The organism is Streptomyces sp. WAC 01529 (assembly GCF_003945545.1).
GTDB classification, from domain to species: domain Bacteria; phylum Actinomycetota; class Actinomycetes; order Streptomycetales; family Streptomycetaceae; genus Streptomyces; species Streptomyces anatolicus.
Genome location: NZ_CP029617.1, coordinates 5,367,974 through 5,394,081, shown reverse-complemented (window position 1 = coordinate 5,394,081; position 26,108 = coordinate 5,367,974). Strand labels below are relative to the sequence as shown.

Below are 26,108 nucleotides of genomic sequence, written 5' to 3'. Positions count from 1 at the left end.
CGGAGAGGCGGGTCGGGATACGTGCGTCAGGCGTGCTGGCGCTGCGGCGGCAGCGAGGCCGTACGCGCCGAGTCGCGGCGCTGGACGGGCAGGGTCAGGCGCTCGGCCGGGGGCGCCTCGGCGGTCAGCCGGTCCCGCACCGCGCGGCGCAGGATCTTCCCCGAGGGGTTGCGCGGCAGGTCGTCGGCGAAGTGGAAGGCGCTCGGGATCTTGTAGTCGGCGAGGTGGGCGCGGAGGGCGACGAGCAGTTCGCGGGGCCGGACGGTGGCGCCGGGCCGCAGGACGACGACGGCGTGCACGGCCTCGCCCCAGTGCGCGTCGGGCACTCCGACGACGGCGGCGTCGGCGACGGCCGGGTGGGCGGCGAGCGCCTTCTCGACCTCGGCGGGGTAGATGTTCTGCCCGGCCACGATGATCGTGTCGTTCATGCGGTCGCGCAGGTACACATAGCCGTCCTCGTCGAGGTAGCCGGCGTCGCCCATGTGCAGCCACTCCCCCACGACGGTCCGCTCGGTGGCCTCAGGGAGGTTCCAGTAGCCGAGCATGCGGGAGGGGGTGCGGACGCAGATCTGGCCGGTCTCCCCGGGCGGCAGGCTCTCGCCGTCCGGGCCGATGACCTTGACCTCGTTGCCGGGGCAGGGCCTGCCGACCGACTTCAGGAGGCCGGTGCCGGGGCGGTGGGCCTCGGGCGGCAGGCAGACCGCGACGCTGCCGGTCTCCGTGCTGGCGTAGATCTGCGCGAACTGGCAGCCGAACACCGCGAGGCAGCGTTCCAGCAGCGTCTCCGACATCGGCGCCGCCCCGTACGCGATCTTGCGGAGCGAGGTGAACGCGGCCGGTCCCGCGCCGCGTTCGGCCATCATCATCTGGAGCATGGCGGGTGCCGCGAAGGTGATGGTGACGCCGTGCTCCCGGATGAGGCGCACCGCCTCCTGGGGGATGAACTGCGGCATGACCACGCTCGTGCCACCGGCGTTGAAGGTGTGCATGAACCAGCCGATGCCCGCGATGCCGAAGCCCGGCAGGGAGATCAGGCTGACGTCGTCCGGCAGCCAGTCGAGCCAGTCGGCGCCGTGTTCGCGCATCGCGGCGGGCAGCGTGAAGAAGCTGCGGTGGGCGAGGACCGCGCCCTTGGGGAGCCCGGTGGTGCCGCTGGTGTAGATCTGGACGACCGCGTCGTCGGGTCCGGTGCCCGGCTCCAGGTCCGTGTCGGGGTGGTCGGCGTACCAGGCGGGCAGCCCGGCGCCGCGCGCCGGTTCGCCCTCCCTGTCGGTGCCGTCGACGCGGACGACCGTACGCAGCCCCGGAAGGAGCGGCTTGACGCGGTCCGCGGTCTCCCAGAACTCGTCGTCGACGAAGAGGAGCACGGCTCCCGAGTCGCGCAGGATGTGGTCCACCTCGCCTTGGGTGAGGCGCCAGTTGACCGGGACGAGGACGGCGCCGGCCTTGGCGCAGGCAAGGATCGTCAGGTAGTAGTTCTCCGATTCGCGGCCCAGGTAGGCGACGCGGTCGCCGGGCTTGATCCCGGCGTCGCGCAGGGCGTGGGCCGCGCGGTTGCTGTCCCTGTGCAGCTTCCCGTAGGTGGTGGTGCGGCCCTCGCAGATGATCGCCGCGTGTTCCGCCCGGCCCCCTGCGTGCGCCCTGGAGGTGCGGGTCAGCGTCCAGTTGCTGGTGGTGTGGTTCTCCACTGTGGTCTCCCGTCAGGGGTGCTGCTGGGTGGCCGGGGCGAGGCGCCCGTCGAGGAACTCGGTGAGCCTGCGGACCGTCGGGTGGTCGAAGGTCAGCGAGGCGGGCAGCGGCAGGCGGAACAGCGTCTCCAGGCCGCCCTTGACGGTCTGGGCCATCAGTGAGTCCAGGCCGAGCGAGACGAACTCGGCGTTCGGGTCGAGGTCGTCGTCGGCGTCCATGTGCAGGGCGTCGGCGACCTTCTCCCGCACGGCCGCGGCGATCAGCGCCGTACGCTCCGGCTTCGGCAGGGCGGTGAGTGCGGCGAGGTCGAGCCCGGTGCCGTCCGCGCCGCCCTGGTCGTGGCGGGCGAGCCGGTCGTAGAACGCGTCGTCCACGCCGCCGCCCGCCACATACCGGGCCCAATCGAACTCGCCCACCACCCGGCGGCTGCCGGGCCGCTGCCAGAGCGCGGCGAGGGTGTCGAGCGCCCTGGTGGGCGAGAAGAAGCGGACGCCGCTGCGGTCGATCTCCTGGGCGAGCTGCTCGTCGAGCCGGGCGGACATGCCGACCCTGGCCCAGGCGCCCCAGTTGACCGAGAGGCCGGGCAGCCCGCGCAGGCCGCGCCACTCGGCGAGGCCGTCGAGTCCGGCGCTCGCGGCGGCGTAGTGGCCCTGGGTGGCGCCGCCGAGTACGGAGGCGATCGAGGAGTACGTCACGAAGAAGTCGAGGTCGGGGAAGAACTCCTCGGCGGCCTCGTGCAGCAGCCAGCCGCCGTACGCCTTCGGGGCGAGCTGGGCGTCGATGGACTCCCAGGTCAGCTCGGCGATCAGCTTCTTGTCGAAGGAGCCCGCCGCGTGCACGACACCGCCGACCGGGTGCGGTCCCGCCGCGAGTTCGGCGGCGAGGTTCCGCACGTCGTCGGCGCTGCTCACATCGGCCCGTACGACGGTGACCTCGGCCCGCTCGGACAGTTCGGCGAGGACCGGCGCGGCCTCCTCGGTGGCGCGTCCGCCGCGGCTGACCAGGGTCAGGTGCCGGGCGCCGAGCGAGACCAGCTTGCGGGCGGTGACCAGGCCGAGGCCGCCGAGACCGCCGGTGACGAGATACGTGCGGTCGGGGCGGACGCGGGCCGGGGCGGGCTCGGCCTCCGGGCCGCCGGGCACGTCCACCCACACCTCGCGGGCTCCGGAGGCGGCGGTGCGCAGCGCCTCGCCGATCTCCTCCAGGCGGAAGGCCAGGGCCCCGCCCCTTCCCTTGCGCCCTCCATTGCCGTCGGACCTGCCGTTCGCCGCGCCGGGGGCGAGGGCCACCTCGGTGGCGGGGATGGTGAGAGTGGCGCACAGGGCGCCTTCATGACGTACGTACACCTCGTCGCCCGCCGTGAACGCGGCCTCGGCGCCTGCCGCCAGGACCGTTCCCGCGGCGAGTGAGCCGAGCACGGGACCCGCCCCCGCCGACTGCTCGCCGTCCAGGGCGGCCCGGGCGTCGGCGGCGGTGAGGGCGACCGACGCGACCCGCACCTGGACCTCGCCGGCCGCGGGGGCGCGGTCGTCGGCCGGGGCGAGGGCGAGGTCGGAGAGGTCGCCGGAGTCCGGGGTGCGCAGGGCGAAGCCGCCGGGCCAGGTGCGGGCGGCGTCGCCGGGCAGCAGCCTGCGGACGTGGCGCAGGCCCGCGCGCAGGGCGACCTGGTACTCGCCGGGCGCCTCGGCGCGGACCTCGTCGAGCAGCGCCGACAGGTCGCTGCCGGGCTCGATGTCGACGAGCGTCGCGCGGTACTGGGGCGACTCGGTGAGCAGCACCCGGCCGAAGCCCCACAGGGTTGCGGCGCCGAGGTGCGCGCCGGTGCCCGCCCGGTCGCCGGGCAGCCGCTGGGCGCCCTCGGTGACCAGCCACAGCCGGGGCGGGCGCTGCTGGGCGGCGGCGTCCAGGACGGTCAGCAGGCCGAGCAGGTCGCGGTAGTTGTGCTCGCACTCGGCGCGCATCAGCTCGGCGGACATGGCGCCGGGCAGCTGCCGCCAGCTCCAGCAGACGTCGGTGACGGAGGTGTCCTCCAGGGCGGCCTTGAGGGCGGCGGAGTCGGCGACCGGGGTGACGCGCGGGCCGCCGTCCCCCGTGGGGGCGCTGTCGGTGCGGCCGAGGAGCAGGAGGTGCCGGGGTGCCGTGCCGGACGCGAGGGCGGGCAGGGCGCGGCGCACCCACTCCGGGCGGTGCAGGAACTGGCGGCGGCCCGAGGGGACTTCGGGGCGAGCGAGGGTGACGCCGCCGAGTTCGAGTACGGGGCTGCCGTCCTCCAGGACCAGGATGTCGGCGAGGCGCCGGTCCCGTTCCGTGGCGACGCGGGCGACGACGGTCAGCCGCTCGGCGCGGGGCTTCTTGAAGTGCCGTACGGAGGCGATCTCCCGGGCGTGGAAGACGGGGCCCTCGGGGTCGAGGGCGACGGCCGCCTCCACGGCCGCCTCGATCAGCTCGGCGGGCATCTGCTCGACTGCGGTGGTGCCGCGGCAGCTCAACTCGGCGCTGTGGCAGCCGCCTTGGTGGCGAGCGGCGCTCACCAGGACGCGGGCGCGCGGGCCGTGCGGGCGGCCCACCGACGCGAGGTCGGTGTAGAGGTCCTCGGCGTCGGCTTCCAGCACGGCGGGCCCGAGGGCGAGGCCTGCCAGCTCAGGGTCGTCCTGGGCCTGGTCGGGACCGGCGGCGAAGACGGCGGTGGCGTGCACCAGTTCGGTGCCGTCCTCGTCGTCGGCGGTCTTCTCCGCGACGCTCAGGACCGTCACGTCCGCGCCGCCGTCCGCGCGCGGCCGCAGCCGGGTGGTCAGCGTGAAGGGCGTGTCGGCGTTCAGGGTGAGCGGTTCGAGGAGACGCAGCTCCTGGACGGCGGTGCGGGTGTGCCCGTGCACGGCGTCCTGGAGCGCGAGCAGCAGGTCGACATAGGCACCGGTGGGCAGCGTCGTACGGTCGCCGTCGGCGAAGTCGGCCAGCGCGCCCAGCTCCTCGGCGGTGAACTCCGCCGTGAACTCCCGCACCTCGCCGCCCGGTTGCGTCTCGGCGCCAAGGAGCGCGTGGTGCGCCGCGCCGCCCCGCGCACCGCCCTTACGGGGGGTCGTGGTGGGCAGCCAGTAGCGCTTGCGCTGGAAGGCGTACGTGGGCAGCGCCGTCTTGGCGGGGACGAGACGGCCCTCGTGGTAGCCGGCCCACGAGACCGGCAGGCCCGCGGTGTAGTACTCCGCGAGCGCCCGCAGCGTGGTGTCGCCGCCGCGGTCGCGCCGCCGCAGGCTGGCCAGCCAGAGGTGGTCGGCGACGGGCAGCGAGCGCTGGGCGAGGGCGGTCAGCGCGGTGGAGGGGCCGATCTCGACGAGGGCGTGGCGGCCGCGCCGGGCGACCGCGCGGATCCCGGCGAGGAACTGCACCGGCTCACCGATGTGCCGCACCCAGTAGTCGGGGGTGCCGATCTCGGCGAAGCGGGCGAGCTTGCCGGTGACGTTGGAGATGAGGCTGATGGACGGCTCGCGGAAGGTGAGGGCGTCCAGGGCGGTACGGAAGTCGTCGTACACCTCGGCCATGAGCGGCGAGTGGAAGGCGTGCGAGACGGCCAGCTGGTCGACGCGCACCCCCTGGGCGACCAGCTCCCCGGTGACCTGCGCGAGCGCGTCGGCGCCGCCCGAGATCACGCACTGGTCCGGCGCGTTGGCGGCGGCCAGCGCCAGGTCGGGGTGGGGCTCCAGGAGCGGCAGGACGTCCTCGGCGGGGGCGGCGACCGCGGCCATGCCGCCCTCGGCGCGCACGGCCTGCATGAGGCGGGCGCGGGCGGCCACCAGCGTCACGGCGTCCGGGAGGCTGAACAGGCCCGCCACCGCGGCGGCCGACACCTCGCCGATGCTGTGCCCGATGAGCACGTTCGGGCGCACGCCCCAGGCCATCCAGAGCTGAGCGAGCGCGTACTCCAGGGTGAACAGGGCGGGCTGGGTGTACTCGGTGCGGTCGATCGCCTCGGGGTCGTCGGCGGTGCCGAGCACCAGGTCCCGTATGGAACGCCCGAGGTGGGCCGCGAAGAGGCGGTCGCATTCGTCGACGTGGCGGCGGAAGACCGGGAAGCGCTCGTACAGGTGGGCGCCCATCCCCGCGTACTGCGAGCCCTGCCCGCTGAACATGAACGCGACCTTGCGGATGCCGGCCGGGCCCTGGTGGTCGTGGTCGGCGGCCTTGTCCAGGAGCTTGGTGAGCGCCGCGCGGTCGGTGACCGGGCCCGCGAGGCGGTAGGGGTGGTGGGTGCGCGAGACGTTGCCGGTGTAGCAGAGGGCGTCGACCGGCAGGTCCGGGTCCTCGTCGAGCAAGCGCCGGTAGTTCGCCACCTGTTCGCGCAGGGCGGCGGCGGTCTTGGCGGAGAGCGTGAACATGGGGGTCGCGGGCGCCTCGCCGGTCGCGGCCCGCCGCTCCTCGGCGGCCGGGGGCTGCTCCAGGACGACCGCGCCGATCGTGCCGGCGAAGCCGAAGCTGTTGACGACCGCGCGCCGCACCGGCGCCTTCCACGGCTCGCAGGCGGTGGGCACCCGCACCGGGTACAGGTCCCAGGGGATGCGGCCGGAGGGCGTGTCCAGGTTGAGGTGGGGGTAGATCGTCGCGGACCGGATCTGCAGGACCGCCTTGATGACGCCGACGATGCCGGAGGCGGGCTCCATGTGGCCGAGGTTGGTCTTCACCGAGCCGACGAGCAGCGGGTCGCTCTTGGTGTGCGAGTCGGCGAAGGTGTCCCCGATGGCGCCGAACTCGATGGGGTCGCCGAGCGGGGTGCCCGTGCCGTGCGCCTCCACGTACTGGATGTCCTCGGGCGCGAGCGCGGCGGCGGCGAGCGCGGAGCGGATCACCTTCTCCTGCGCGGGGCCGTTGGGCACGGTCAGGCCCGCGCTGTCGCCGTCCTGGCCGACGGCGGTGCCCCGCACGAGGGCGAGGACGGTGTCGCCGTCGCGGGTGGCGTCGGAGAGCCGCTTCAGTACGAGGATGCCGCATCCCTCGGCGCGGGCGTACCCGTCGGCGGACTCGTCGAAGGTCTTGCACTGCCCGTCGGGGGAGAGCATCTGCGCGTTGGAGAACATCACCGGGATGCGCGGGTGGTGCAGGGCGTTGACGCCGCCGCACAGCGCGATGTCGGTCTCGCCCGCGCGCAGCCCCTGGACGGCGACGTGCAGGGCGGCGAGCGACGAGGAGCAGGCGGTGTCGACGCTCATGCTCGGGCCGCGCCAGCCGAGGAAGTACGACAGGCGTCCCGAGAGCGGGAACATGGTGATGCCGGAGGCGAGCAGGCCGTCCAGTTCCTCGTAGGGCAGGGAGTCCAGTTCGAGGGCGTAGTCGATGGAGCTGGCGCCGATGTAGACGCCGCCGTTGCCGCGGCGCAGCGGCGCCGGGTCGATGTTGGCGTGTTCGAGGGCCTGCCAGGCGGTCTCCAGCAGCATGCGCTGCTGGGGGTCCATGTACTGGGCCTCCTTCGGGGAGATGTTGAAGAAGGCCGCGTCGAAACGGTCGATGCGGTCGAGGAATCCGCCGGACGTCGTGTGGATCTTCCCCTTGTCGTCCGGGCTCTGCGGGGTGAACGCCTCGACGTCCCACCGGTCGCCGGGAATGGGGCCGATCCCGGACCGTCCTTCGCGCAGGAAGGCGTCGAATTCATCCAGGGAATTGCTGCCGCCGGGGAATCGCAGGCCCACGCCGACGATCGCGATCGGCTCCGGCGCCCGGTCGGACACCTGATTCTTCTCTGATTCCTCGCGCGGCATACCGCGTCTCCTTCTGTCCGGGACCCTGGTGGATCAGTTGGTGCTGGGTATCGCGCCGGTCATTGCGTGGGACGGGTCGGATACCGCGTCGACGAGATAGTCGAGGAGCCGGCCGACCGTGGGCTCGTTGAAGAGCACGTTCGCGTTGATGGAGAGGTCGAGGATCCCCTCCAGGGTCCGCCTCATCTCGGTGAGCTTCAGCGAGGTGAGGCCGAGGTCGAAGTAGCTGATGTCGAGCGGGAGTTCCTCCGCGTCGTCCATGAGCAGGGTCGCCCTGAACTGGCTGACGAGGAGCTGCTCCATTTCCTCGGCGAGTTCCGCCCGCGGAAGTTCGCGAAATTGCTGAAGAGTCATGTGTTCGGGAGACATGCGGCCATGAAAGCAATGCGGGCTGACGCCTCACTGACATCGCGCGCGTACCCTGCGGGCGCGCCACTCAGTCACCGCTTTCCCCAACTTGCCGCGGGGTTGTCTCAATCGATTCGGCCCGGCCAATCAGTACGGCGTCAGCGCCGGGTCAGATCCCGCTGTCACGATCGAGATGCTTCGCAAGGGCTCACCAGATCGGAATCCACTCGGAGAAACCCCACCCGAAAGGCTGATAATGCGCGGCGCCATACAGGAGGAAAGTGCTCCGGCACATTCCGGACTCAAGAGCTACGACCTCTACATCGCTGGCAAGGACGTCGCGGGTGACGGGTGGGTCTACACCGTCAGCGGGCGCTCCCTGCTGGAGGACGTCTTCACCAGCGTGAGCCTCAAGCGCACGCTGGAACAGGACCCCGAATCCGACGCGGCCAACCACCCCTACGTGGTCGGGCGCTGCGCGATCGCCGACGACTCCGCCATCGACCTCGCCACGCAGGCCGCCGCCGCGGCCGCCCCCGACTGGGCGGCCGTCCCGCAGGAGCGGAGGATGCGTCTCGGCACCCGGTTCCGCGAGGAACTGATCAAGCACCAGGACGAGTTCCTGGAGATGCTGGTCGCCGAGTCCCACCCGGTGAAGCTGGCCCGCTGGGAGCTGAGCTGCCTGCTCCAGATCTACGCCCCCGGCTCCCTGCGCTGGTACACGAAGCAGATGCGGGTCGAGAAGGAGTACGGCGGCCGCAAGCTGATCCTGCAGCGCCAGCCGGACGGCGTGGTGGCCTTCAACCCGCCGCAGAACGCCCCGCTGCCCAGCGCCGCGCTCTCCGTGCTCGCCCTGATGGCGGGCAACGCCGTGGTCGTCCGGGCGCCGCGCAGCATCGCGCTCTCCACCATGTGGCTGCTGCGGGACATCGTGGCGCCGCTCCTGGAGGAGTTCGACGCCCCCGCCGGTGTCCTGAACGCGGTGTGCAGCAATCCCAAGCAGACCCTGGACCGCTGGGTCGCCGATCCGCTGATCAACGACATCTTCTACATCGGCGGCAGCCAGGAGGGCCTGCGCTTCGAGCAGGCGTGCGTGGCCAACGGCAAGAAGCCGATCCTCGAACTCGCCGGCAACGACGGCATCGTGGTGTGGAAGGACGCCGACGTGAAGTGGGCGGCCGAGGCGATCACCGAGTCGTTCTTCGGCTCCGGCCAGATCTGCATGGTCCCCAACTACGTGCTGGTCCACCCGGCGGTCGCGGACGCCCTCATCGCCGAGGTCAAGGAGCAGGTCAAGGCGATCAAGCCGGGCTTCCCCGAGGAGGAGGACGTCCTGCTCTCCCCGGTGCGGCGCAGCGAGCGCTTCTTCCGCCTCCTGCGCCAGGCCCTGGACAACGGCGCCGAGCTGGTCACCGGCGGCCACCGCACCGAACTCGACGGCACCCCCTCCGAGACCGGTGTCTTCCTCCAGCCCACCGTCGTACGCGTCGACGGCCTCGACCGGGCCCGCACCTACGACGTGGTGCGCGAGGAGACGTTCTTCCCGCTGATCCCCGTCATCGTGCCGGAGGCCGACAACGACGACGCCCTCCTGGAGGACTTCCTGCGCTTCGTCAACTCCAACGAATACGGGCTGCGCAACTCCCTCTGGTCGCGCTCCGACCACGTCATCGACACCTTCGTGCGCCGCGTCGTCAACGGCGGCCTGCTGAAGGTCAACGACTCCCACATCGGCTTCCTGCCCTACCTGCCCAGCCACGGCGGCACCGGCCGCACCGGCGGCGCCTTCGGCGAGGCCAACTACCCGATGCTCAAGACCTCCCACGTGCAGGGCGTCAGCATCGCCCGTGACGTCAGCCCCTACGACGCGGTCTTCGGCGCCTTCGACGACTGAGCCGCACCCATCCCCACGGACCCACGGAGGTTCTGACGTGCGTTCCCTCGATGCCGCTCGGGCCGTCTGCGAGCGCTACCACCCCGGCCTGCTCAAGGAGCTGGAACAGCTCCCCTACACCGAGCGGGAGAAGCCCGGCAGCCCGATCATCGACCTCTTCCGCATCCACGGCGGTGTCGGCCTGCTGATCCCCGAGAGGTTCGGCGGCCACGGCGCGGCCCCGCTGGACGCGCTCCACACCCAGCTGGCCCTCGGCGCGCTCTCGCCGTCCCTGGTGGCGGCCGTGTCCATGCACCACTTCACCGTCGCCATGCTCTACTCGCTGGCCACCGAGAAGGGCCGGCTCACCGACGCCCAGACCGAGCTGCTGCGCCGGGCCGTCCCCGAGCAGCAGGTGATGGCCTCCGGCTGGGCCGAGGGCCGCACCGAGCAGAACATCCTCACCCCGGCGGTGACCGCACGCCCGGTGGAGGGCGGCTATCTGCTCTCCGGCTCCAAGAAGCCGTGCAGCCTCTCCCGTTCCATGAGCCTGCTCACCGCGAGCATCGCCATCCACGGCCTGGAGGGCGACCCCGAGCTGGCGCTCGCCCTGGTGCCCGCCGACGCGCCCGGCCTGTCCGTCCACCCCTTCTGGGGCAGCGAACTGCTCGCCGCCGCCGAGAGCGACGAGGTGCGCCTGGAGGACGTCTTCGTACCGAAGGACATGGTCGTACGCGCCGGGGCCGACGATCCGCGCCGCCTTGACGATCTCCAGACCGCCGGGTTCGTCTGGTTCGAGATGCTCATCACCGCCGGGTACCTGGGCGGCGCGGCGGCCCTCGTCGAGCAGGTCCAGGAGCGGGAGCGCGGCAGCGTCCAGGAGCGGGCCGCCCTCGCGGTCGAGCTGGAGGCCTCGCTGGCGCTGCTCGAAGGAGTGGCCCGCGCGATCGGCCCCGAGCCGGGCGACGAGGCCTCGGTGGCCCGGGTGCTCGTCGCCCGCTACGCCGTGCAGAACGCGCTGCCCCGCATCACCGCGCGCTCCCTGGAGCTCCTCGGCGGCCTGGACTTCATCCGCTCGTCGGGCCACGCCTTCGAGGCCGCCGCGTCCACCGCGCTCGCCTTCCACCCGCCGGGCCGGGGCGCCGCCGCCGAGCCGCTCCTGCGCTACTTCGACGGAGGTCCGCTGGTCCTCGCCTGACCACCGGCCCCGACCGCACCGCTTCTTTGGAGTGAGAAAACCGTGACCGTAACCCAGGAATCCCCGGCCGCCGGGGCGCCGGCGGCCTCCGGCGCCCCCGTGGCCGACACCGAGGCGGAGATCCTCGGCCTGTACCGCGCCCACCTGAGCAAGGGCAGAGCCACCCTCGCCGAACTCTTCGGCAGCCACATGGAGGTGGCCTCCGAGGGCGCCTGGCTCACCACCAGCGACGGCGAGCGCTTCCTCAACACCGGCGGCTACGGCGTCTTCATCATGGGCGCCCGCCACCCCATCGTGATGGAGGAGGTGGAGCGCCAGCTGCGTACGCACCCCACCGCCACCCGCATCCTCCTCGAACCGACCGTGGCCCGCGCCGCCGAGGCGCTGGTCTCCGTGATGCCGGAGGGCCTGGACCGCGTGCACTTCGCGCTGTCCGGCGCCGAGGCCGTGGAGACCGGCCTGAAGCTGGCCCGCGCGGGCGGCTTCAAGCGGACCGTCTCGATGCGGGGCGGCTACCACGGCAAGACGCTCGGCGCCCTCTCCGCCACCGCGAAGGAGGTCTACCAGAAGCCGTTCCGGCCGCTGATCCCCGACTTCCAGCACCTGCCGTTCGGTGACGCCGACGCCCTGGAGGCGGAGCTTTCCGCCCACCCCGGCGAGGTCTGCGTCATCCTGGAGCCCGTCCAGGGCGAGGGCGGCGTCATCATGCCGCCCAAGGGCTATCTGAAGCGCGTCGAGGAACTGGTCCGCGAACACGACGGGTTCCTCATCCTCGACGAGGTGCAGTCCGGCTTCGGCCGCCTCGGTGAGTGGTGGGGCGCCGACATCGAGGGCGTACGCCCCGACGTGCTGCTCGCGGGCAAGGCGCTCGGCGGCGGTGTGCTGCCGGTCTCCGCGGCGGTCGCCACCCGCAAGGCGTTCCGTCCCTTCGACAAGGACCCCTACGTCCACACCGCCACCTTCTCCGGGCAGCCCGTCCTGATGGCCGCGGTGCAGGGCGCGGTGCGGGCGATGAAGGAGGAGCGCCTGGTCACCCGGGCCACCGACCTGGGCGCCGTGCTGCTGCCGCGGATCGCCGAGATCGCCTACCGCAACATTCCCGAACTCGTCGTCGACGTACGCGGCCAGGGGCTGCTCATCGGCGTGGAGCTGATCGAGGCCGGTCTCGCAGGCGAGCTGCTGATCGAGCTCTTCAACCACGGGGTGGTCGCGAACCACTCCATGAACGGCAGCTCGGTGGTGCGGTTCACGCCGCCCGCCGTCCTCAGCGACACCGACGTGGAGTTCCTCCTCAACTCCTTCGACCTGGCCACCCGCGACCTCGTGCGCGGCGCGGCCACCATGCCGGAAGGCGGTAACTGATCGTGCGGCACGTAGAACTGGAAGCAGTGGTCCCCGCGGTGCAGGTCTCCACGGTCTTCGACGCCGTGATGCGCTGGGAGAAGTACCCGGACCTGGCCCCTCACGTGAACTCCACCACGGTCCACGCCACGCTGCCCGAACCCCGGTGCAGTTCCAGCTGGGAGCTGCACTTCCGCAGCGGCCTGCTGCGCTGGACCGAGGACGACACCTTCCTGCCGGAGCAGGGCGAGATCCGCTTCGAGCAGTCCGACGGGGACTTCGACTCCTTCACCGGCACCTGGGCGCTGACGCAGGCCGGTGACGACGTCGCCGTCCGCTTCGACGCCGAGTTCGACTTCGGCATCCCGAGCCTCGAGGGCATCCTCGACCCGATCGCCGAGCGGGTCATCAAGGAGACCGTCGCCTGGGCGCTGACCGGTCTGTTCCCCCGGACGCGGATCGCGGGCGGCATCGAACTGTCGCAGCCCGCCGCCGTCGGCGCCTGAGACCTTAGCCAGGAGCTGACCATGGACCAGGCCAATCCCTTCGAGACGCCGAAGACGTTCTCCCTGCACCGCGCCGAGTACCTGGTGGGCTTCGCGGTCACCACCGGGCTGCTCATCGCGCACATCGGCGAGATCCGCTGGATCCCGGCGGTCGCCCTCTTCCTCTACATCGACCTGATCGGCTACATCCCCGGCGCGATCGCCTTCAAGCGCAGCGGCGGGAAACCGATCTCCAAGGTGTACTACGTCCTCTACAACGTGATGCACAGCCTCATCACCCAGGCCGCGGTGGCCGCGCTGTGGTGCTGGCTGATCGGTCCCGAGTGGGCGCTGCTCGTGCTGCCCTTCCATCTTTTCGGCGACCGCGGCCTGTTCGGCAACTTCATGAAGTCGTTCGCGCTGCCCTTCGAGCCGGTGCGGCAGAGCGGCTATCTGCGGCTCCTCGACGACCTGGGGGTCGCCCACCCCAAGCCGGTCGGCCACGCGCAGGACCCGGAGCCGGTCGGGCACATCGCCGAGGTGCCGCGGCCCGCGGCCCGGGCGCGCGAGGAGGCGCTGCGATGAGCACGCTCACCCCGCTGCGGCGCCCGGTGCGCCAGGACCCGGCGGAGCGGCGCCGGGCGCTTTACCACCTGGCCTCACCCGTGTCGGTGCTGACCGTCGGCCACGCCGGGCTGCTGCACGGCACCACGGCGAGCACGGTGACGCTGGTCTCGCGCGAGCCCTTGCTGATCGGGGTGGCGCTGCGGCCCGGCTCGTCCTTCGCGCGGCTCGCCACCGCCGAGGGGCGGTTCGTCGTCAACGTACTGGACGGCGGGCAGGGCGATCTGGCGCGGTGGTTCGCGGACAGCTCCCGGCCCGACGGCAGCGCCCAGTTCGACGGCGTGCCCTGGACGGCCGACACCTACGCCGGTGCCCCGCGGCTGACCGAGGCGCTCGCCCACTACTCCTGCCGGCTCCACTCCTCGCACCGGGCGGGCGACGGCGAGGTGCTGCTCGGCTATGTCGTCCGCGCCACCGCCGAGAGCCGGCCGCCGCTGTTCAGCTACGCGGGCGGCCTCTTCGCAGGCTCCCTGCATCCCGCCCGCACCACGAAGGAGACATCGGCATCATGACCGGTTCTGTGGCCCCCGAGGCCGACTGGGACAAGGCGCCAGGACTGCTCGACGGCGCGAAGGAACTCACCCTCGGCCCCGACGACTGCGACCTCGCCTACTGGTTCACCTCCGTCGCCCAGGGCACCCTGCGCGACCGCGGCGCGACCGGCCACCACGAGAACGCGACCGTCCCCGACTTCCTGAAGGCGCCGGGGCCGCTGCGCGACGCGCTGGTACTGGAGTTCGGCTTCCGCGGCCTGTCCGAGGAGATCGCCACCCGGCTGCTGGGCCACTATGTGGCGCTCGCCCCGGGCGTGCCCGAGATGGAGTTCTACGCCACCCAGCTCATCGACGAGGCCCGGCACGCCCGCGTCTTCCGCAACCACCTGGTGGAGCTGGGGCACCCCGCGGAGACCCTCCTCAAGGACATCGACGAGATGGCCGCGGACTACCGCGCGCGGGTCCTGGACCCGGTCGTCGACTTCACCCTCGACATCGTCCGCGACCAGGGCGACTTCGCGGGCGGCGTCGCCGTCTTCGCCATCGTCATCGAGGGCGTCCTCGCCCCGGCCGCCGAGCTGAGCGAGCGCAAGTGGACCCCGCTCTCCCCCGCCACCGGGGAGATCTCGCGCGGCACCGCCATCGACGAGATCCGCCATCTGACGGTGGCGAGCACCATCCTGCGCGACCACGTCGTCGCCCACCCCGAGTACCGCCCGCGCCTGATGGAGATCCTGCGGGCCGGGGTGAAGCTGTGGGACGAGATCCCCGACAGGGAGTTCGTCATCCACCGCGAGGAGCTGTTCCAGAAGGGCATGGCCGACCACGCGGACAAGATCGGCGACTACGAGATCTGGCCGGGCGTACGGATGCTCGACACCACGCCCGAGCAGCGCTACGACATGGCCGAGCGGTGGACCGACGAGATGGCCGAGTCCCGTATGGCGTACATGGGGCTGCCCGTCGAGGTCCTCAGCAGTCCGGAGCCGGGCGCATGAGCGGCGCGGCCCGGCCGCTCGGCCGGTCGGCGGTGGTCTGCGGCATCGGCTCCTACGTGCCGCCGAACAAGGTGACCAACGACGACCTCTCGCGGCGTCTCGACACCTCCGACGCGTGGATCCGCTCCCGCACCGGAATCGCCGAGCGCTACATGGTCTCGCCCGGCACCGCCACCTCCGACCTGGCGGTGGAGGCCGGTCTGCGCGCGCTGAAGTCGGCGGACACCGAGCAGGTGGACGCCGTCGTCCTGGCCACCACCACCCCCGACCAGCCGTGCCCGGCGACCGCGCCGACGGTGGCGGCGCGGCTCGGCCTCGGCCAGGTCGCGGCGTTCGACGTCGCCGCCGTCTGCTCCGGTTTCCTCTACGGGCTCGCCGCCGCCTCGGGGCTCATCGCCTCGGGGGTGGCCGGGCGGGTGCTGCTCGTAGCGGCCGACGCGTTCACCACGATCGTCGACCCGGAGGACCGCACCACCGCGGTGATCTTCGCGGACGGCGCGGGTGCCGTGGTGCTGCGGGCCGGGCAGGCGGACGAGCCGGGCGCGGTGGGCCCGCTCGTCCTCGGCAGCGACGGTGAGCTGAGCCATCTCATCGAGGTGCCTGCGGGCGGCTCCCGGCAGCGCTCGGCGGGCACCGCGCCCGAACCGGGCGACCAGTACTTCCGGATGCTCGGCCGCGACACCTACCGGCACGCGGTGGAGCGGATGACGGCCACCTCGCGGGAGGCGGCCGAGCGGTCCGGCTGGCGGCTCGACGACATCGACCGGTTCGCCGCCCATCAGGCGAACGCCCGCATCCTCGACTCGGTCGCGGAGCGGCTCGGCATCCCCGCCGAGCGGCAGCTCAGCAACATCGAGCAGGTCGGCAACACCGGTGCCGCCTCGCTCCCCCTGCTCCTTTCCCAGTCCGCCGCCGACGGCCGGCTCACCGCCGGGCACCGGGTGCTGCTCACCGCGTTCGGCGGCGGGCTCTCCTGGGGGGCCACGACGCTCGTCTGGCCCGAAGTGCACTCCGTCTGACGCCCGCGGGCGCCCGGCGGTACCTCCTCAAGACCCGTACGCCGAACGGCGCGTACGCCTTCCGAAAGGGATCGTCATGCTGGAGCAGCTCAAGGAAATCCTGTCCAACAAGCTCAAGGTGTCCCCCGAGGCCATCACCCCGGAGGCCACCAGGGACGACATCGAGCTGGACTCGCTGGCCGTGGTGGAGCTGTCGCTGCTGCTCAAGTCCGAACTGGACATCGACGTCAGCGACGACGACCTCCTGGAGGCCGAGACCGTGGCCGACATGGTGGAACTCATGGAGAAGAGGAGCGCGAAGGTCTGATGGCCGGCATCGACATCGCCGTCACCGGGCTCGGCCTCGTCACCCCGGGCGGCATCGGGGTGGGGCCGAGCTGGGCGGCGGTCTGCGAGGGCCGGTCGGGCGCGGCGTTCGATCCCGTACTGGCGGACAACCCGGTACGGATCTCCTGCCGTGTGCCCGGCTTCGACCCCGAAGCGCTGTTGACCGCCCGCAGGGCCCACCGTCTCGACCGGTTCGTCCAGTTCGCGCTCGTCGCCGCGCGCGAGGCCATCGCCGACGCCGGGCTCGACCCGCTGACCTGGGACGGCGCCCGGGTCGGGGTGGTGCTCGGCTGCGCGGACGGTGGCCCCGGCACGGTCGAGGAACAGCACCACGCGCTACGGGAGAAGGGCGCCGACCGGGTCTCGCCACTGCTGCTTCCCATGCAGCTGCCGAACATGCTGGCCGGTCAGACGGCCATCGAGTTCGGGGCGACGGGACCCAACCTGGTGGTGGCCACCGCCTGCGCCTCCGGGGCGACGGCCATCGGCACCGCCAGGGACCTGCTCGCGCTCGGCCGCTGCGACGTCGTCCTGGCGGGCGGCAGCGAGGCCATGATCACTCCACTGGTGATGGCCGGGTTCGCGCAGATGGGCGCCTTGTCCCGGCGCGAGGACGACCCCACCCACGCCTCGCGTCCCTTCGACGCGGAGCGGGACGGGTTCGTCGCGGGTGAGGGCGCCGGGATCCTCGTCATGGAACGCGTCGAGGACGCCCGGGCCCGCGGGGCGCACCAGCACGGCCGGATCATCGGCTACGGCGCCACCGCGGACGCCCACCACATGACGTCGCCGCATCCGGACGGCGCCGGGGTGGAGGCGGCGGTCCGCGCGGCCCTCGCCGACGCCGGCGCGGACCCGGACGACGTACAGCATGTGAACGCCCACGGCACCTCGACGCCGCTCAACGACGTCGCCGAGGCGAGGATGATCAAACGGACCCTCCAGGGGGATCCGCTCGTCACCTCGACCAAGGGCGTGACCGGGCATCTGCTCGGCGCGGCGGGCGCGGTGGAGGCGGCGTTCACGCTGCTGAGCATCGAGCACGAACTGGTGCCGCCCATCGCCAACCTCGTCATGCCGGACGCGGAGGTCGACATCAAGCTGGCGTACTCGGCGACCTCCATGCCCATCGATCTGGCGCTCAGCAATTCCTGCGGGTTCGGCGGCCAGAACACCGTCCTGGCCCTCGCCCCCGCGTGAACACCGGAGCGGACCCGCTCCCAGCCCCGCGCCCCTCCCCCGCCCTGCCCCGGCAGGAGCCGCAGCCGCCCCTCGCCAGAGGGGCGGCTCGGCGTATCTCCCCCGCCCCGCCGCAGACCCCAGGAGAAGCCATGCACGATCCGCGCGAACTGATCGCGTCCGGCCCCGACGCGGTACGGCGGCTCGCCCGCCGCCGCCACGACCTCGACGTGGCCGCGCTCGACGCGGCCCACCGCGGCCGGGCCGACGCCCAGGCCGAGGTGACCCGGCTGCGCACCGAGATGAACCGCGCGGCCCGCGAGCGCAAGGGCGGGCCGCCCTCCGAGCAGGACAAGGAGGCGGCGCGCGCGCTGCGCGCCGAGGTGCAGCGGGCCGAGGCCGCCGCCAAGGAGGCGGGCAGGACCCTCGCCGACCTGGTCCTCGCCATCCCCAACATCCCGCTCGACTCGGTGCCGGACGGCGACTCCGAGAAGGAGGCGGTGGAGGTGCGCCGGGGCGGCCCGCCGCCGTGCGAGGCGGCCGACGAGCGGCACCACGCCGACATCGGTGAGCGGCTCGGCCTCTTCGACGGCAAGGCCGCGGCCCGGCTCTCCGGCGCCCGCTTCACCGTGAGCCGCGGCCCCGGCGCCCGCCTGGAGCGGGCGCTCGCCGACTTCTTCCTCGATCTGCACACGGCCGAGCACGGCTACACCGAGCACTCCGTGCCGTTCCTGGTCAACCGCGACACGATGACCGGCACCGGCCAGCTGCCCAAGTTCGCGGAGGACCTGTTCGCCACCCAGGTCGGCGACCGCGAGCTGTTCCTGATCCCCACGGCCGAGGTCCCGCTCACCAACCTGCTCGCGCAGCAGACCCTGGACACCCGCGAGCTGCCGTACGCGTTCACGGCCCGCACCCCGTGCTTCCGCGCCGAGGCCGGGGCGTACGGCAGGGACACCCGGGGGATCCTGCGGCTGCACCAGTTCGAGAAGGTGGAGCTGGTCCGCGTCTGCGCGGCCGAGGACGCGCCCGCGCAGCTGGAGCTGATGCTGGGGCACGCCGAGGAGTGCCTGCGGCGCCTGGAACTCTCCTACCGCGTGGTGCTGCTGCCCGCCGGTGATCTCGGGTTCTCGGCCCGGACGACGTACGACATCGAGGTGTGGCTGCCGGGCAGCGGCTCCTACCGCGAGATCTCCTCGGTCTCCGACTGCGGCACCTTCCAGGCCCGCCGCGCCGGCATCCGGTGCCGCACGGCGGACGGCCGCAAGGAGTACGCGGCGACGCTGAACGGCTCGGCGCTGCCCGTCGGGCGCACGGTGGCCGCGCTCCTGGAGCAGGGCGCGCGGCCGGACGGTTCGGTGGAGCTGCCCGAGGCGCTGATCTCGTACACCGGATTCCGCCGGATCCTGCCGGACGGCACGACGGAGTGACGGAGTGACGGAGTGCAGCCGCCCGCACGACGAGGGGGAGTTCGGGTGATGTCACCCGAACTCCCCCTCGGTCGTGGCCTCGTGGGTCACGCGCCCATCATGTGGGCCCCGCCGTCGACGTGGACGATCTCGCCCGTCGTGCGCGGGAAGAGGTCCGAGAGCAGGGCGACGATGCCGCGGGCCGCCGGGTCCGGATCGGTGAGGTCCCAGCCCGCCGGGGCGCGGGTGTGCCAGTCGTCCGCGAGCTCGGAGAAGCCCGGGATGGACTTGGCGGCCATGGAGCGCAGCGGGCCCGCGGCGACGAGGTTGCAGCGGATGCCGCGGGGTCCGAGGTCGCGGGCGAGGTAGCGGCTGGTGGACTCCAGGGCCGCCTTGGCGACGCCCATCCAGTCGTACTTGGGCCAGGCGACGGTCGCGTCGAAGGTGACGCCCACGACCGAGCCGCCGCGCGGTTCGAGGAGCGGCAGGCAGGCGGTGGTCAGGGACTTCAGGGAGTACGCGGAGACGTGCACGGCGCTCGACACGTCCTGCCAGGTGCCGTCGAGGAAGTGGAAGGCGCCGGGCGGGCCGTAGGCGATGGAGTGCACGACGCCGTCGAGGCCGTCGACGTACTCGCGGAGACGGCCGGCGAGGCCGTCCAGGTGCGCCGGGTCGGTGACGTCCAGCTCGACGACCGGGGCGGGCTTGGGCAGCAGGCCCGCGGTCCGCTCGATCAGGGAGAGCCGCCCGAAGCCGGTCAGCACGACCTCGGCGCCCTCCAGCTGGGCGATGCGGGCGGCGTGGAAGGCGATGGACGCCTCGGTGAGGACGCCGGTCACCAGGACGCGCTTGCCCGCGAGCAGCCCGCTCATGACGCCACCGCCTGCGGCAGGGAGGCGACCAGGGCGGAGTCGTGCGGCAGCGGGCCGAGCGCGGTGGCGCCGCCGGGGGAGCCGATCTCCGCGAAGAAGGCGCTGTTGGAGCCGCGGTGGTCGCCCCACTCGCCGGGCACGTCGTCCTCGAAGTAGATGGCCTCCACGGGGCAGACGGGCTCGCAGGCGCCGCAGTCCACGCACTCGTCGGGGTGGATGTAGAGGGCGCGGCCGCCTTCGTAGATGCAGTCGACGGGGCATTCGTCGACGCAGGACTTGTCCTTCACGTCGGCGCAGGGCTGGGCGATGACGTAGGCCATGCGGGATACCTCATTCACGTCGGTGGGACGGTGGGGTCAGTCGGCGCTCACGCGGTCGACCGAGACGCCGGTGGTGCGTTCGCCCAGGGTGAGGACGGTGACGGCGAGCGCGGCCATCACGGCGGCGATGACGCCGAACAGCGCCCCTGGCCCGTACGTCTGGAGGACCGGGAGCAGGGCGAAGGGCAGCGCGGCGGCGCTGAGTTTGGACAGGGAGTACGCGGCGCCGGACGCGGCCGCGCGGATGGCGGTCGGGTACTGCTCGGCGAGGTAGACGTGCGAGACGCTGGAGAAGAGGTTGCTGAAGACCGTGTAGGCGAAGCCGAAGACCATGATGACCGTCGGGGAACCCGCGTAACTGAAGCCGAGCCCGGCCACGACCATCGCGCCCGCCGAGGCGACCACCAGCCTCTTGCGCTCGACGCGGTCGATGATCGGCAGGGCGAGCGCGGAGCCCACGGGGTAGCCGAGGAAGCAGACCGCGGTGAAGCCGATGCCCGCGACGATCCCGTACCCCTTGGCGGCGAGGATCTGCGGGGCGAGCGTGCCGAAGCCGTAGTAGCCGACCGTCGACAGCGCGCAGAAGATCCACAGCATGGTGGTGCGCCGCCGCAGGTGGGGCTGGAAGATGTCCCGCAGCCGGGTGGCGGGGGCCGCTGCCTTGGCGGCGGCGTCCGCGAGGTCGGCGGCGGGCACCGCGGGGGCGCCGCCCGGGACCTCCGCCTCCATGCGGGCGACCAGCGCCTCCGCCTCGTCCTCGCGGCCGACCGTCGCCAGCCAGCGCGGGGACTCGATCAGCCGCCTGCGCAGCACCCACACCACGGCGGAGCCCAGCGCGCCGATCACGAAGAGCCAGCGCCAGCCGTCGATGCCGAGCGGGGTGAGGGGCACGAGCCACAGGGCGGCGAAGCCCACGGCGGGCACTCCGCAGAAGGCGAGCGTGTAGGCCCAGGCGATGTACCGGCCGCGCTTCTTGGCGGGCAGCACGTCCGACAAGTAGCAGTCGGAAAGGGACTGTTCGGCGCCGATGCCGATGCCGGCGAAGAACCGGGTCGCGATCAGCCAGGCCGCGTTCGGCGAGAAGGCGCCGAGCAGCGAGAAGCCGGAGTAGATCGCGAGGTTGATCAGGAACGCCCGGCGCCGCCCGTACCGGTCCGCGACCTTGCCGAGCACCAGCGAGCCGATGAACTGGCCGATGAAGGCGGAGGCGAGGACGAGCTTCAGCTCGGTGGCGCCGAACGCGAAGTCGTTCTGGAGGACCTTGGCGATGGTGCCGGAGAGGTTGTTCTCGAACGTGTCGAAGAGCAGCCCGACGCCGATGACCGCGGTGACGCTGCGGTGGGTCGGGGTGATCGGCATCCGGTCGAGCCGGACGCCGATCGAGGCGCGCGCGGTGGCCGTGGCCCCGGCCGCCGGTCTGGAGAGCGTGTCGGCCATCAGGCGGCCCGTTCCAGGTGCGCGTCGACGTCACCGCGGCGGACCGGGGCGCTGACCTCGTGCAGGTAGGAGGCGACCTCGCGGTACGAGGCCCAGAAGCCGACCTCGTGGTACGGGACGCCGCGCTCGGCGCAGTACTCGCGGGTCAGCTCGCGGGCACGGCCCAGGTTCTTCTGCGGCATGGCGGGGAACAGGTGGTGCTCGACCTGGTAGTTGAGACCCCCGTACAGGAAGTCGATGAACCACGAGGGGCGGATGTTGCGGGAGGTGAGGACCTGGCGCTCCAGCCAGTCCAGGGTCTCCTCGTCGCCGTCGCGCACGTCCATGCCCTTGTGGTTCGGGGCGAAGATCATGCCGAAGTAGACGCCGAGGGTGGCCTGCTGGACGAGGATGAAGGTGACCGCGAGTACCGGCGACAGGACGGTGAAGACGCAGGTCAGATAGATCGCGGCGCGCAGCAGGAGCAGGGTGGACTCCAGCACGGGGTGCTTGGTCAGGCCCTGCGCGATCGACTTCACGGCCGTCTTGTGCATCTTGAACGACTCGAGGACGAGCAGCACGAAGAAGAGCACGCTCTGGTAGCGCACGATGAAGCGCTGCACGCCGGTCCGGGTGGCGTACTGCTTGATGTCGAAGATCGCGGTGCGCCGGCCGATGTCCGGGTCCATGTCCAGGTGGTTGGGGTTGCTGTGGTGGCGGTTGTGGTGGTTGACCCACCAGCCGAAGCTGACCCCGTTGACGAAGTTGGCGTGGAAGTAGCCGACGGCGGAGGCGGCCCGCTTGTCGCGGAACATCGCCTTGTGGCCCGCGTCGTGCCACATGAAGGAGGACTGGCCGCCGCAGAGGCCCATCCACACCGCCACGGCGAGCTGCCACCACGAGTCGCCCAGCAGGAAGAACGCGGTGAGCCCGGCCACCAGCAGCGTGGTGTTCCGGGTCAGCCGCCCTATGTAGTACCGCGGGTCGAGGTCGAGCAGCCCCTCCGCCTTCACGCGTTTGAGCAGCTCGGAGAAGGTGGCGGAGGCCCCGGTGCGCTGCGGGGCTGTGCTGTGCTGAGACACAGCGGGGCGCTGCGGGTCGACGGCGACACCGGTCTCTTGGACGTGCGGACGCTGCATACGAAGCTCTCCTCGGAAGAAGTGCCCGAACCGGGCGGCGGCGGCGCTCGCCCGGCGCACGGGATCCGCTGGAGCACAGTGCGGCGAGCGCGTGCGGTGCCCCACCGGCCGGACGCCGGGCGAACGTGGGTGCAGCGTTCCGTGGAGCGCTGATGTGGCGCTGATGCTGGGCTGATCGGGGTCCGGCTCAGGCCGCCGGGTCCTGCTCGGCGCGGAGCAGGGCGTCCAGCTCCCGGACCACGGCGTCCGCCGCGCGGGCCACGTCCTCGTCGTCGGGGGCCGCGATGACGCCCATGAGCTGTTCCACCATGGCGTGCTTGAGCGCGTCGGTCGTCTCGGTGTTGCCGCTCATCGTCTTTCACTCCTGTCGGTGTCGGTCGGGGTGCGGGCAGATAGGGCTGACGTACCGTCAAAAGGCGTTGCAGGCGCGGAATATGTGCGCGAACGACGCCAGTGAGGCGGGCCCGTCGAAGGCGACGTACTCCGGGATGGTCGCGTCGGGCGCCCACTTGTGTTTGTACGAGAGCTGCGTCTGGGCCGGGTAGAGCGCGGCGCCCTCCGCCCACAGGGCGTGCATCAGCCACTGGAACGCGGGGCTGTGGCCCTCCAGTTCATGGGCGGGGTCAAGGCCGGTGAAGGGCGTGAAGCCGAAGTGCAGCCACGCGACGCCCTCGCCGCGGAAGACCTCGATGGCGTGCGCGTTGATGGCCTCCATCAGACCCGGCGAGCCGTCCGGCACGCGCCGACTCAGGTCGTGCATCCACCCGGCGCGACTGCCGTAGACCGGGGAGTACGAGATGTACGCCACCGGGGCCCCGTTGATCGTGCCGACGAACAGCCGCCGGTGCTCCTGCGCCTCGCCGCCGATCTCGCCGACCAGGAACTCCAGGGGGCGGGCCGCGCCCTTGCTGGAGAGCCAGGCGCCGTCGATCGTCTCCAGCGCGTCCCGCCAGGCGTCGGCCTTGACCTCCTGGATCTGGAGACCGTTGCGGTAGGCGCGGGAGATCTTGTTGCGCAGCTGCATGAAGCGGGTGCCGCGCAGCGTGAACTCGGCGAGGCTCACCGCCCAGGAGGCGCCGATCTGGTTGACGGTGAAGCCGCGCGCCGCGTAGCGCTCGGCGTCGTCGCGCTGGAGCTGGACGCCCACGTGCGTCAGCCCCCGCTCCTTCAGGTGGTGGCGGAAGCCGTAGAGGAGGGTGTCGTAGTCGTCCGGGGCGGCGAAGGGGCCGCCGAACTGGACGGCGAACCGGCCGGTCGCGCGGTAGACGACGACGCCGTCCGCGCCCGGCAGCGTGAAGGTGCTGTTGCCACTGTTGAGCGCGAGGAACGCGCTGGGATTCTCGGCCCGCGTATGGGTGCGGACCGCCTTGAGAATCGGGTTTTCCACTACGGTCACGGTCATGATCCGTTTCCCTTTCGGAAGCCGTTGCGGTCGAGGAGAGTAGAGCACCGCCGCCCCTTTGATGGGAAGGGCGTAAAGCTCACGGGGCAGGTGGTTGCCGCATGCGTGACCGTGCGTCAGAGAAGTGTCAGCGGCCCGTCAGAAGTGCCTGGCAATGTTCTTCTCGTGAACGGCACGGGAAACCGGGCCGGGAACACGGAGAGGTGCCCGGAGTGGTTTATCGGGGATCTCGGGCTCACGCTCAAGGTCGGGTCGCTCGCGGCCCACGCAGGTTCGAATCCTGCCCTCTCCGCAGGCACAGAACACCGTGCCCGCACCACCAGGAGAGGTGCCCGGAGTGGCTTATCGGGGATCTCGGGCTCACGCTCAAGGTCGGGTCGTACGCGGCCCACGCAGGTTCGAATCCTGCCCTCTCCGCCAGCGGAATACTGACTTCCATATGCACTTCCCCGGGCCTCCCCCGCCCCGGTGAAGCGACCGCCCCGGCGCCCCGCGAGAGCGGCAAGGCCTGCCGGGGCGGGTCTGCGTCCACCGGACGCGCCTCTCCGTGTCGACCTCTTGCCGGATGAACCCGCAGGTCAAGTCCGCTCTCGATCGCACGGTCAGGCTCGTTCAAAAAAATACCTTCCCAAAGGAATGATACCGTGAGAGGGTCTTCGCTGGAAGGGAGTCAGGGGTCGTGCCCGCTGCCTCCCCCGGGCGGGGACGCCCAGAGATCGCCACGCCGACCTCCACCCGCGGGCCCCCACACCGCAGCACCGATGGCTCTGGCGACCCGGAAGGTGAACCACCCCGACGTTGCAGCAACGAAAGCCAAGGGGGAAACGGCATGCTGAGCTTTTCGATTCTCGGAGCACTGCAGATCCGCACCGCGTCAGGATTCGCGGAGATCTCGGGAGATCTCCAGCGGAATCTGATCCAGACCCTGCTCGTCAGCGAGGGCCGCCCGATCTCGGGCGAGAGCCTCGTCGAAGAAATGTGGGGCGACTCCGTCCCGGACAAGCAGGCCAATGCTCTGCAGGCTCACATCAGCCGGCTCCGCCGCAAACTGAAGAGCCTGGAACCCGAACTCGCGGTGTCCCGGGTCACCATTCACCCTTCCGGATACCGGCTCACCATCCACGAAGGCGAATTCGACGCGGCGGAATTCACCAAATCGGTCCGGCAGGCCGAGGCGGCGGGCGCCGCCGACGCCGCCGCCACGGCGGAACTGCTCGGCCGCGCGCTCGCCCTGTGGCGCGGCCCCGTCTTCGGCGACTTCCCCGGCGGCACCATCTGCCAGCTCGCCTGCGCGCGGTACGAGGAGTACCGCATGCGCGCCATGGAGCTGCGCTTCGAGGCGGAGCTGCGCCTCGGCCACCACGCCGCGATGCTCGCCGAACTCCACGAGGCGCACAGCAACCACCCGCTGCGGGAACGCTTCTGTGAGCAGCTGATGGTCGCCCTCTACCGCTCGGGCCGCCAGGCCGACGCCCTCAACGTCTACCGCGCCATGCGCCGGCACCTCTCGGACGAGCTGGGCATCGACCCCTCCCCCGCGCTGCGCCACGTCGAACACGCGATCCTCGCCCACGATCCGGCCCTGACCGGCGGCGCCCGGACCCTGCTCCAGCCCGCCTGAGGTCCCGCGCCGCCCGCGCACGCGGGATGTCAGCGTCCGGTCAGCGCCAGTTGCCACCATCGGAACGGAAAAGAGCGGGCCCCCGCACTCCGCGCGGACCCCCCGTACGCGTCCCGCGCGGCGCGCAGGGAATCCAACCACCGTACGCACCTGGAGATTTCATGACCACGAGCCAGACCTCCGCACGCTTTGGAACCGCGGCCACGAACTCGTCCGCCGCGCGCCCGCTGCGTCTCTTCCTCGGTCTCGACGCCGCCGTCACGGCCGGCAACGGCCTCATCTACCTGATCGCCGCGGGCCCCGTCGGGGACCTCCTCGACATGAACACCGGCCTGCTGCGCGGGATCGGCGCCTTCCTCACCGTCTACGGCATCCTCGTCGGCGTCCTCGCCTCCCAGCAGGTGCCGTCCGCCGCCGCCACGAAGATCGTCATCGAGGCGAACCTGCTGTGGGCCGTCGCCAGCGTCGCCACCGCCCTGTTCGGCTGGTTCGACCCGAACACGATCGGCACGGTGTGGATCCTCATGCAGGCCGCCACCGTCGGCGGGTTCGCCGTGCTCCAGATCAACGGCCTGCGCAAGCTCACCAACTGAACCACTCGCAACGT

The 26,108-nt window shown here is 71.9% G+C and carries 22 protein-coding genes and 2 tRNA genes; 15 read left to right on the top strand and 9 right to left on the bottom strand.

Annotated elements, in window-relative coordinates; all coding sequences use genetic code 11:
- Nucleotides 1-26 precede the first annotated feature (26 nt).
- From DMA15_RS24285 to DMA15_RS24275, 3 genes are read right to left on the bottom strand one after another with little or no spacing between them, the layout of a single operon-like run.
- Nucleotides 27-1,658: a long-chain-fatty-acid--CoA ligase gene (locus tag DMA15_RS24285; RefSeq protein WP_240660256.1), complete on the bottom strand. Its 1,632-nt coding sequence runs from the start codon at nt 1,656-1,658 to the stop codon at nt 27-29.
- Between the two features lie 42 nt (nt 1,659-1,700).
- Nucleotides 1,701-7,436 (bottom strand): type I polyketide synthase, encoded by a 5,736-nt coding sequence (locus DMA15_RS24280; protein WP_125514877.1) that lies wholly within the window; start codon nt 7,434-7,436, stop codon nt 1,701-1,703.
- 33 nt (nt 7,437-7,469) lie between these two features.
- Nucleotides 7,470-7,805 carry an acyl carrier protein gene (locus DMA15_RS24275; protein WP_125514876.1) on the bottom strand — a complete coding sequence of 112 codons (336 nt, stop codon included), beginning with the start codon at nt 7,803-7,805 and terminating at the stop codon, nt 7,470-7,472.
- Between the two features lie 235 nt (nt 7,806-8,040).
- Between DMA15_RS24275 and DMA15_RS24270 the strand changes: the two genes are divergently transcribed.
- The 11 genes from DMA15_RS24270 to serS all read left to right on the top strand — a co-directional run bounded on the left by DMA15_RS24270 (nt 8,041) and on the right by serS (nt 18,752).
- Entirely contained in the window at nt 8,041-9,678 is a 1,638-nt protein-coding gene (locus tag DMA15_RS24270) for an aldehyde dehydrogenase (protein WP_240659916.1), read from the top strand.
- 37 nt (nt 9,679-9,715) lie between these two features.
- On the top strand, nt 9,716-10,855 hold the full coding sequence (locus DMA15_RS24265; RefSeq protein WP_125514875.1) for an acyl-CoA dehydrogenase family protein: 1,140 nt from the start codon (nt 9,716-9,718) through the stop codon (nt 10,853-10,855).
- 99 nt (nt 10,856-10,954) lie between these two features.
- Nucleotides 10,955-12,217, top strand: a complete 1,263-nt coding sequence (locus DMA15_RS24260; RefSeq protein WP_125517980.1) for an aminotransferase class III-fold pyridoxal phosphate-dependent enzyme — start codon at nt 10,955-10,957, stop codon at nt 12,215-12,217.
- Between the two features lie 2 nt (nt 12,218-12,219).
- The gene (locus DMA15_RS24255) at nt 12,220-12,702 is read left to right on the top strand and encodes an SRPBCC family protein (protein ID WP_125514874.1); all 483 of its coding nucleotides are present in this window, start codon (nt 12,220-12,222) and stop codon (nt 12,700-12,702) included.
- A 21-nt stretch (nt 12,703-12,723) separates the two neighbouring features.
- Nucleotides 12,724-13,266: a hypothetical protein gene (locus DMA15_RS24250; protein WP_125514873.1), complete on the top strand. Its 543-nt coding sequence runs from the start codon at nt 12,724-12,726 to the stop codon at nt 13,264-13,266.
- Nucleotides 13,263-13,817 carry a flavin reductase family protein gene (locus tag DMA15_RS24245; RefSeq protein WP_125514872.1) on the top strand — a complete coding sequence of 185 codons (555 nt, stop codon included), beginning with the start codon at nt 13,263-13,265 and terminating at the stop codon, nt 13,815-13,817. The genes DMA15_RS24250 and DMA15_RS24245 overlap by 4 nt, the downstream gene beginning before the upstream one ends.
- Nucleotides 13,814-14,797: a VlmB-like protein gene (locus DMA15_RS24240; RefSeq protein ID WP_125514871.1), complete on the top strand. Its 984-nt coding sequence runs from the start codon at nt 13,814-13,816 to the stop codon at nt 14,795-14,797. Before DMA15_RS24245 ends, DMA15_RS24240 begins: the two co-directional genes overlap by 4 nt.
- Nucleotides 14,794-15,816, top strand: a complete 1,023-nt coding sequence (locus tag DMA15_RS24235; RefSeq protein WP_125514870.1) for a beta-ketoacyl-ACP synthase III — start codon at nt 14,794-14,796, stop codon at nt 15,814-15,816. The genes DMA15_RS24240 and DMA15_RS24235 overlap by 4 nt, the downstream gene beginning before the upstream one ends.
- Nucleotides 15,817-15,892: 76 nt before the next feature.
- Nucleotides 15,893-16,123, top strand: coding sequence for a phosphopantetheine-binding protein (locus DMA15_RS24230; protein WP_030791443.1), 231 nt, complete (start codon nt 15,893-15,895; stop codon nt 16,121-16,123).
- Complete coding sequence (locus DMA15_RS24225) at nt 16,123-17,343, top strand: beta-ketoacyl-[acyl-carrier-protein] synthase family protein (protein WP_125514869.1); 1,221 nt, start codon at nt 16,123-16,125, stop codon at nt 17,341-17,343. The genes DMA15_RS24230 and DMA15_RS24225 overlap by 1 nt, the downstream gene beginning before the upstream one ends.
- A 131-nt stretch (nt 17,344-17,474) precedes the next feature.
- On the top strand, nt 17,475-18,752 hold the full coding sequence (gene serS / locus DMA15_RS24220) for a serine--tRNA ligase (RefSeq protein ID WP_125514868.1): 1,278 nt from the start codon (nt 17,475-17,477) through the stop codon (nt 18,750-18,752).
- Between the two features lie 86 nt (nt 18,753-18,838).
- Here serS and fabI read toward each other — a convergent pair whose 3' ends face one another.
- From fabI to DMA15_RS24195, 6 genes are all read right to left on the bottom strand, one after another.
- Nucleotides 18,839-19,603, bottom strand: coding sequence for an enoyl-ACP reductase FabI (fabI, locus tag DMA15_RS24215; protein ID WP_125514867.1), 765 nt, complete (start codon nt 19,601-19,603; stop codon nt 18,839-18,841).
- Nucleotides 19,600-19,923: a ferredoxin gene (gene fdxA / locus DMA15_RS24210; RefSeq protein ID WP_125517979.1), complete on the bottom strand. Its 324-nt coding sequence runs from the start codon at nt 19,921-19,923 to the stop codon at nt 19,600-19,602. The genes fabI and fdxA overlap by 4 nt, the downstream gene beginning before the upstream one ends.
- A gap of 36 nt (nt 19,924-19,959) precedes the next feature.
- A complete protein-coding gene (locus tag DMA15_RS24205; protein WP_125514866.1) occupies nt 19,960-21,360 on the bottom strand; it encodes an MFS transporter in 1,401 nt (466 codons plus the stop codon).
- Nucleotides 21,360-22,478 (bottom strand): acyl-CoA desaturase, encoded by a 1,119-nt coding sequence (locus tag DMA15_RS24200; RefSeq protein WP_125514865.1) that lies wholly within the window; start codon nt 22,476-22,478, stop codon nt 21,360-21,362. Before DMA15_RS24200 ends, DMA15_RS24205 begins: the two co-directional genes overlap by 1 nt.
- 187 nt (nt 22,479-22,665) lie before the next feature.
- Entirely contained in the window at nt 22,666-22,830 is a 165-nt protein-coding gene (locus DMA15_RS36760; RefSeq protein ID WP_164551814.1) for a hypothetical protein, read from the bottom strand.
- Nucleotides 22,831-22,887: 57 nt separating this feature from the next.
- Nucleotides 22,888-23,880 carry a DUF2156 domain-containing protein gene (locus tag DMA15_RS24195; RefSeq protein ID WP_125514864.1) on the bottom strand — a complete coding sequence of 331 codons (993 nt, stop codon included), beginning with the start codon at nt 23,878-23,880 and terminating at the stop codon, nt 22,888-22,890.
- Between the two features lie 197 nt (nt 23,881-24,077).
- Between DMA15_RS24195 and DMA15_RS36755 the strand changes: the two genes are divergently transcribed.
- From DMA15_RS36755 to DMA15_RS24180, 4 genes are all read left to right on the top strand, one after another.
- A tRNA-Val gene (locus tag DMA15_RS36755) sits at nt 24,078-24,172 on the top strand.
- A 30-nt stretch (nt 24,173-24,202) separates the two neighbouring features.
- Nucleotides 24,203-24,300 (top strand) — tRNA-Val (locus DMA15_RS24190).
- A gap of 409 nt (nt 24,301-24,709) precedes the next feature.
- Nucleotides 24,710-25,501, top strand: a complete 792-nt coding sequence (locus DMA15_RS24185; RefSeq protein WP_125514863.1) for an AfsR/SARP family transcriptional regulator — start codon at nt 24,710-24,712, stop codon at nt 25,499-25,501.
- Between the two features lie 161 nt (nt 25,502-25,662).
- Nucleotides 25,663-26,094 (top strand): hypothetical protein, encoded by a 432-nt coding sequence (locus DMA15_RS24180; RefSeq protein ID WP_125514862.1) that lies wholly within the window; start codon nt 25,663-25,665, stop codon nt 26,092-26,094.
- The last annotated feature ends 14 nt before the right edge of the window (nt 26,095-26,108 follow it).

Bases quoted from the DNA above. Each gene is read 5' to 3' on its own strand.
- DMA15_RS24280 (WP_125514877.1), bottom strand. From the start codon at position 7,436: ATGCCGCGCGAGGAATCAGAGAAGAATCAGGTGTCCGACCGGGCGCCG.
- DMA15_RS24275 (WP_125514876.1), bottom strand. From the start codon at position 7,805: ATGTCTCCCGAACACATGACTCTTCAGCAATTTCGCGAACTTCCGCGG.
- DMA15_RS24270 (WP_240659916.1), top strand. From the start codon at position 8,041: ATGCGCGGCGCCATACAGGAGGAAAGTGCTCCGGCACATTCCGGACTC.
- DMA15_RS24250 (WP_125514873.1), top strand. From the start codon at position 12,724: ATGGACCAGGCCAATCCCTTCGAGACGCCGAAGACGTTCTCCCTGCAC.
- DMA15_RS24245 (WP_125514872.1), top strand. From the start codon at position 13,263: ATGAGCACGCTCACCCCGCTGCGGCGCCCGGTGCGCCAGGACCCGGCG.
- DMA15_RS24240 (WP_125514871.1), top strand. From the start codon at position 13,814: ATGACCGGTTCTGTGGCCCCCGAGGCCGACTGGGACAAGGCGCCAGGA.
- DMA15_RS24235 (WP_125514870.1), top strand. From the start codon at position 14,794: ATGAGCGGCGCGGCCCGGCCGCTCGGCCGGTCGGCGGTGGTCTGCGGC.
- DMA15_RS24230 (WP_030791443.1), top strand. From the start codon at position 15,893: ATGCTGGAGCAGCTCAAGGAAATCCTGTCCAACAAGCTCAAGGTGTCC.
- DMA15_RS24225 (WP_125514869.1), top strand. From the start codon at position 16,123: ATGGCCGGCATCGACATCGCCGTCACCGGGCTCGGCCTCGTCACCCCG.
- serS (WP_125514868.1), top strand. From the start codon at position 17,475: ATGCACGATCCGCGCGAACTGATCGCGTCCGGCCCCGACGCGGTACGG.
- fabI (WP_125514867.1), bottom strand. From the start codon at position 19,603: ATGAGCGGGCTGCTCGCGGGCAAGCGCGTCCTGGTGACCGGCGTCCTC.
- fdxA (WP_125517979.1), bottom strand. From the start codon at position 19,923: ATGGCCTACGTCATCGCCCAGCCCTGCGCCGACGTGAAGGACAAGTCC.
- DMA15_RS24205 (WP_125514866.1), bottom strand. From the start codon at position 21,360: ATGGCCGACACGCTCTCCAGACCGGCGGCCGGGGCCACGGCCACCGCG.
- DMA15_RS24200 (WP_125514865.1), bottom strand. From the start codon at position 22,478: ATGCAGCGTCCGCACGTCCAAGAGACCGGTGTCGCCGTCGACCCGCAG.
- DMA15_RS36760 (WP_164551814.1), bottom strand. From the start codon at position 22,830: ATGAGCGGCAACACCGAGACGACCGACGCGCTCAAGCACGCCATGGTG.
- DMA15_RS24195 (WP_125514864.1), bottom strand. From the start codon at position 23,880: ATGACCGTGACCGTAGTGGAAAACCCGATTCTCAAGGCGGTCCGCACC.
- DMA15_RS24185 (WP_125514863.1), top strand. From the start codon at position 24,710: ATGCTGAGCTTTTCGATTCTCGGAGCACTGCAGATCCGCACCGCGTCA.
- DMA15_RS24180 (WP_125514862.1), top strand. From the start codon at position 25,663: ATGACCACGAGCCAGACCTCCGCACGCTTTGGAACCGCGGCCACGAAC.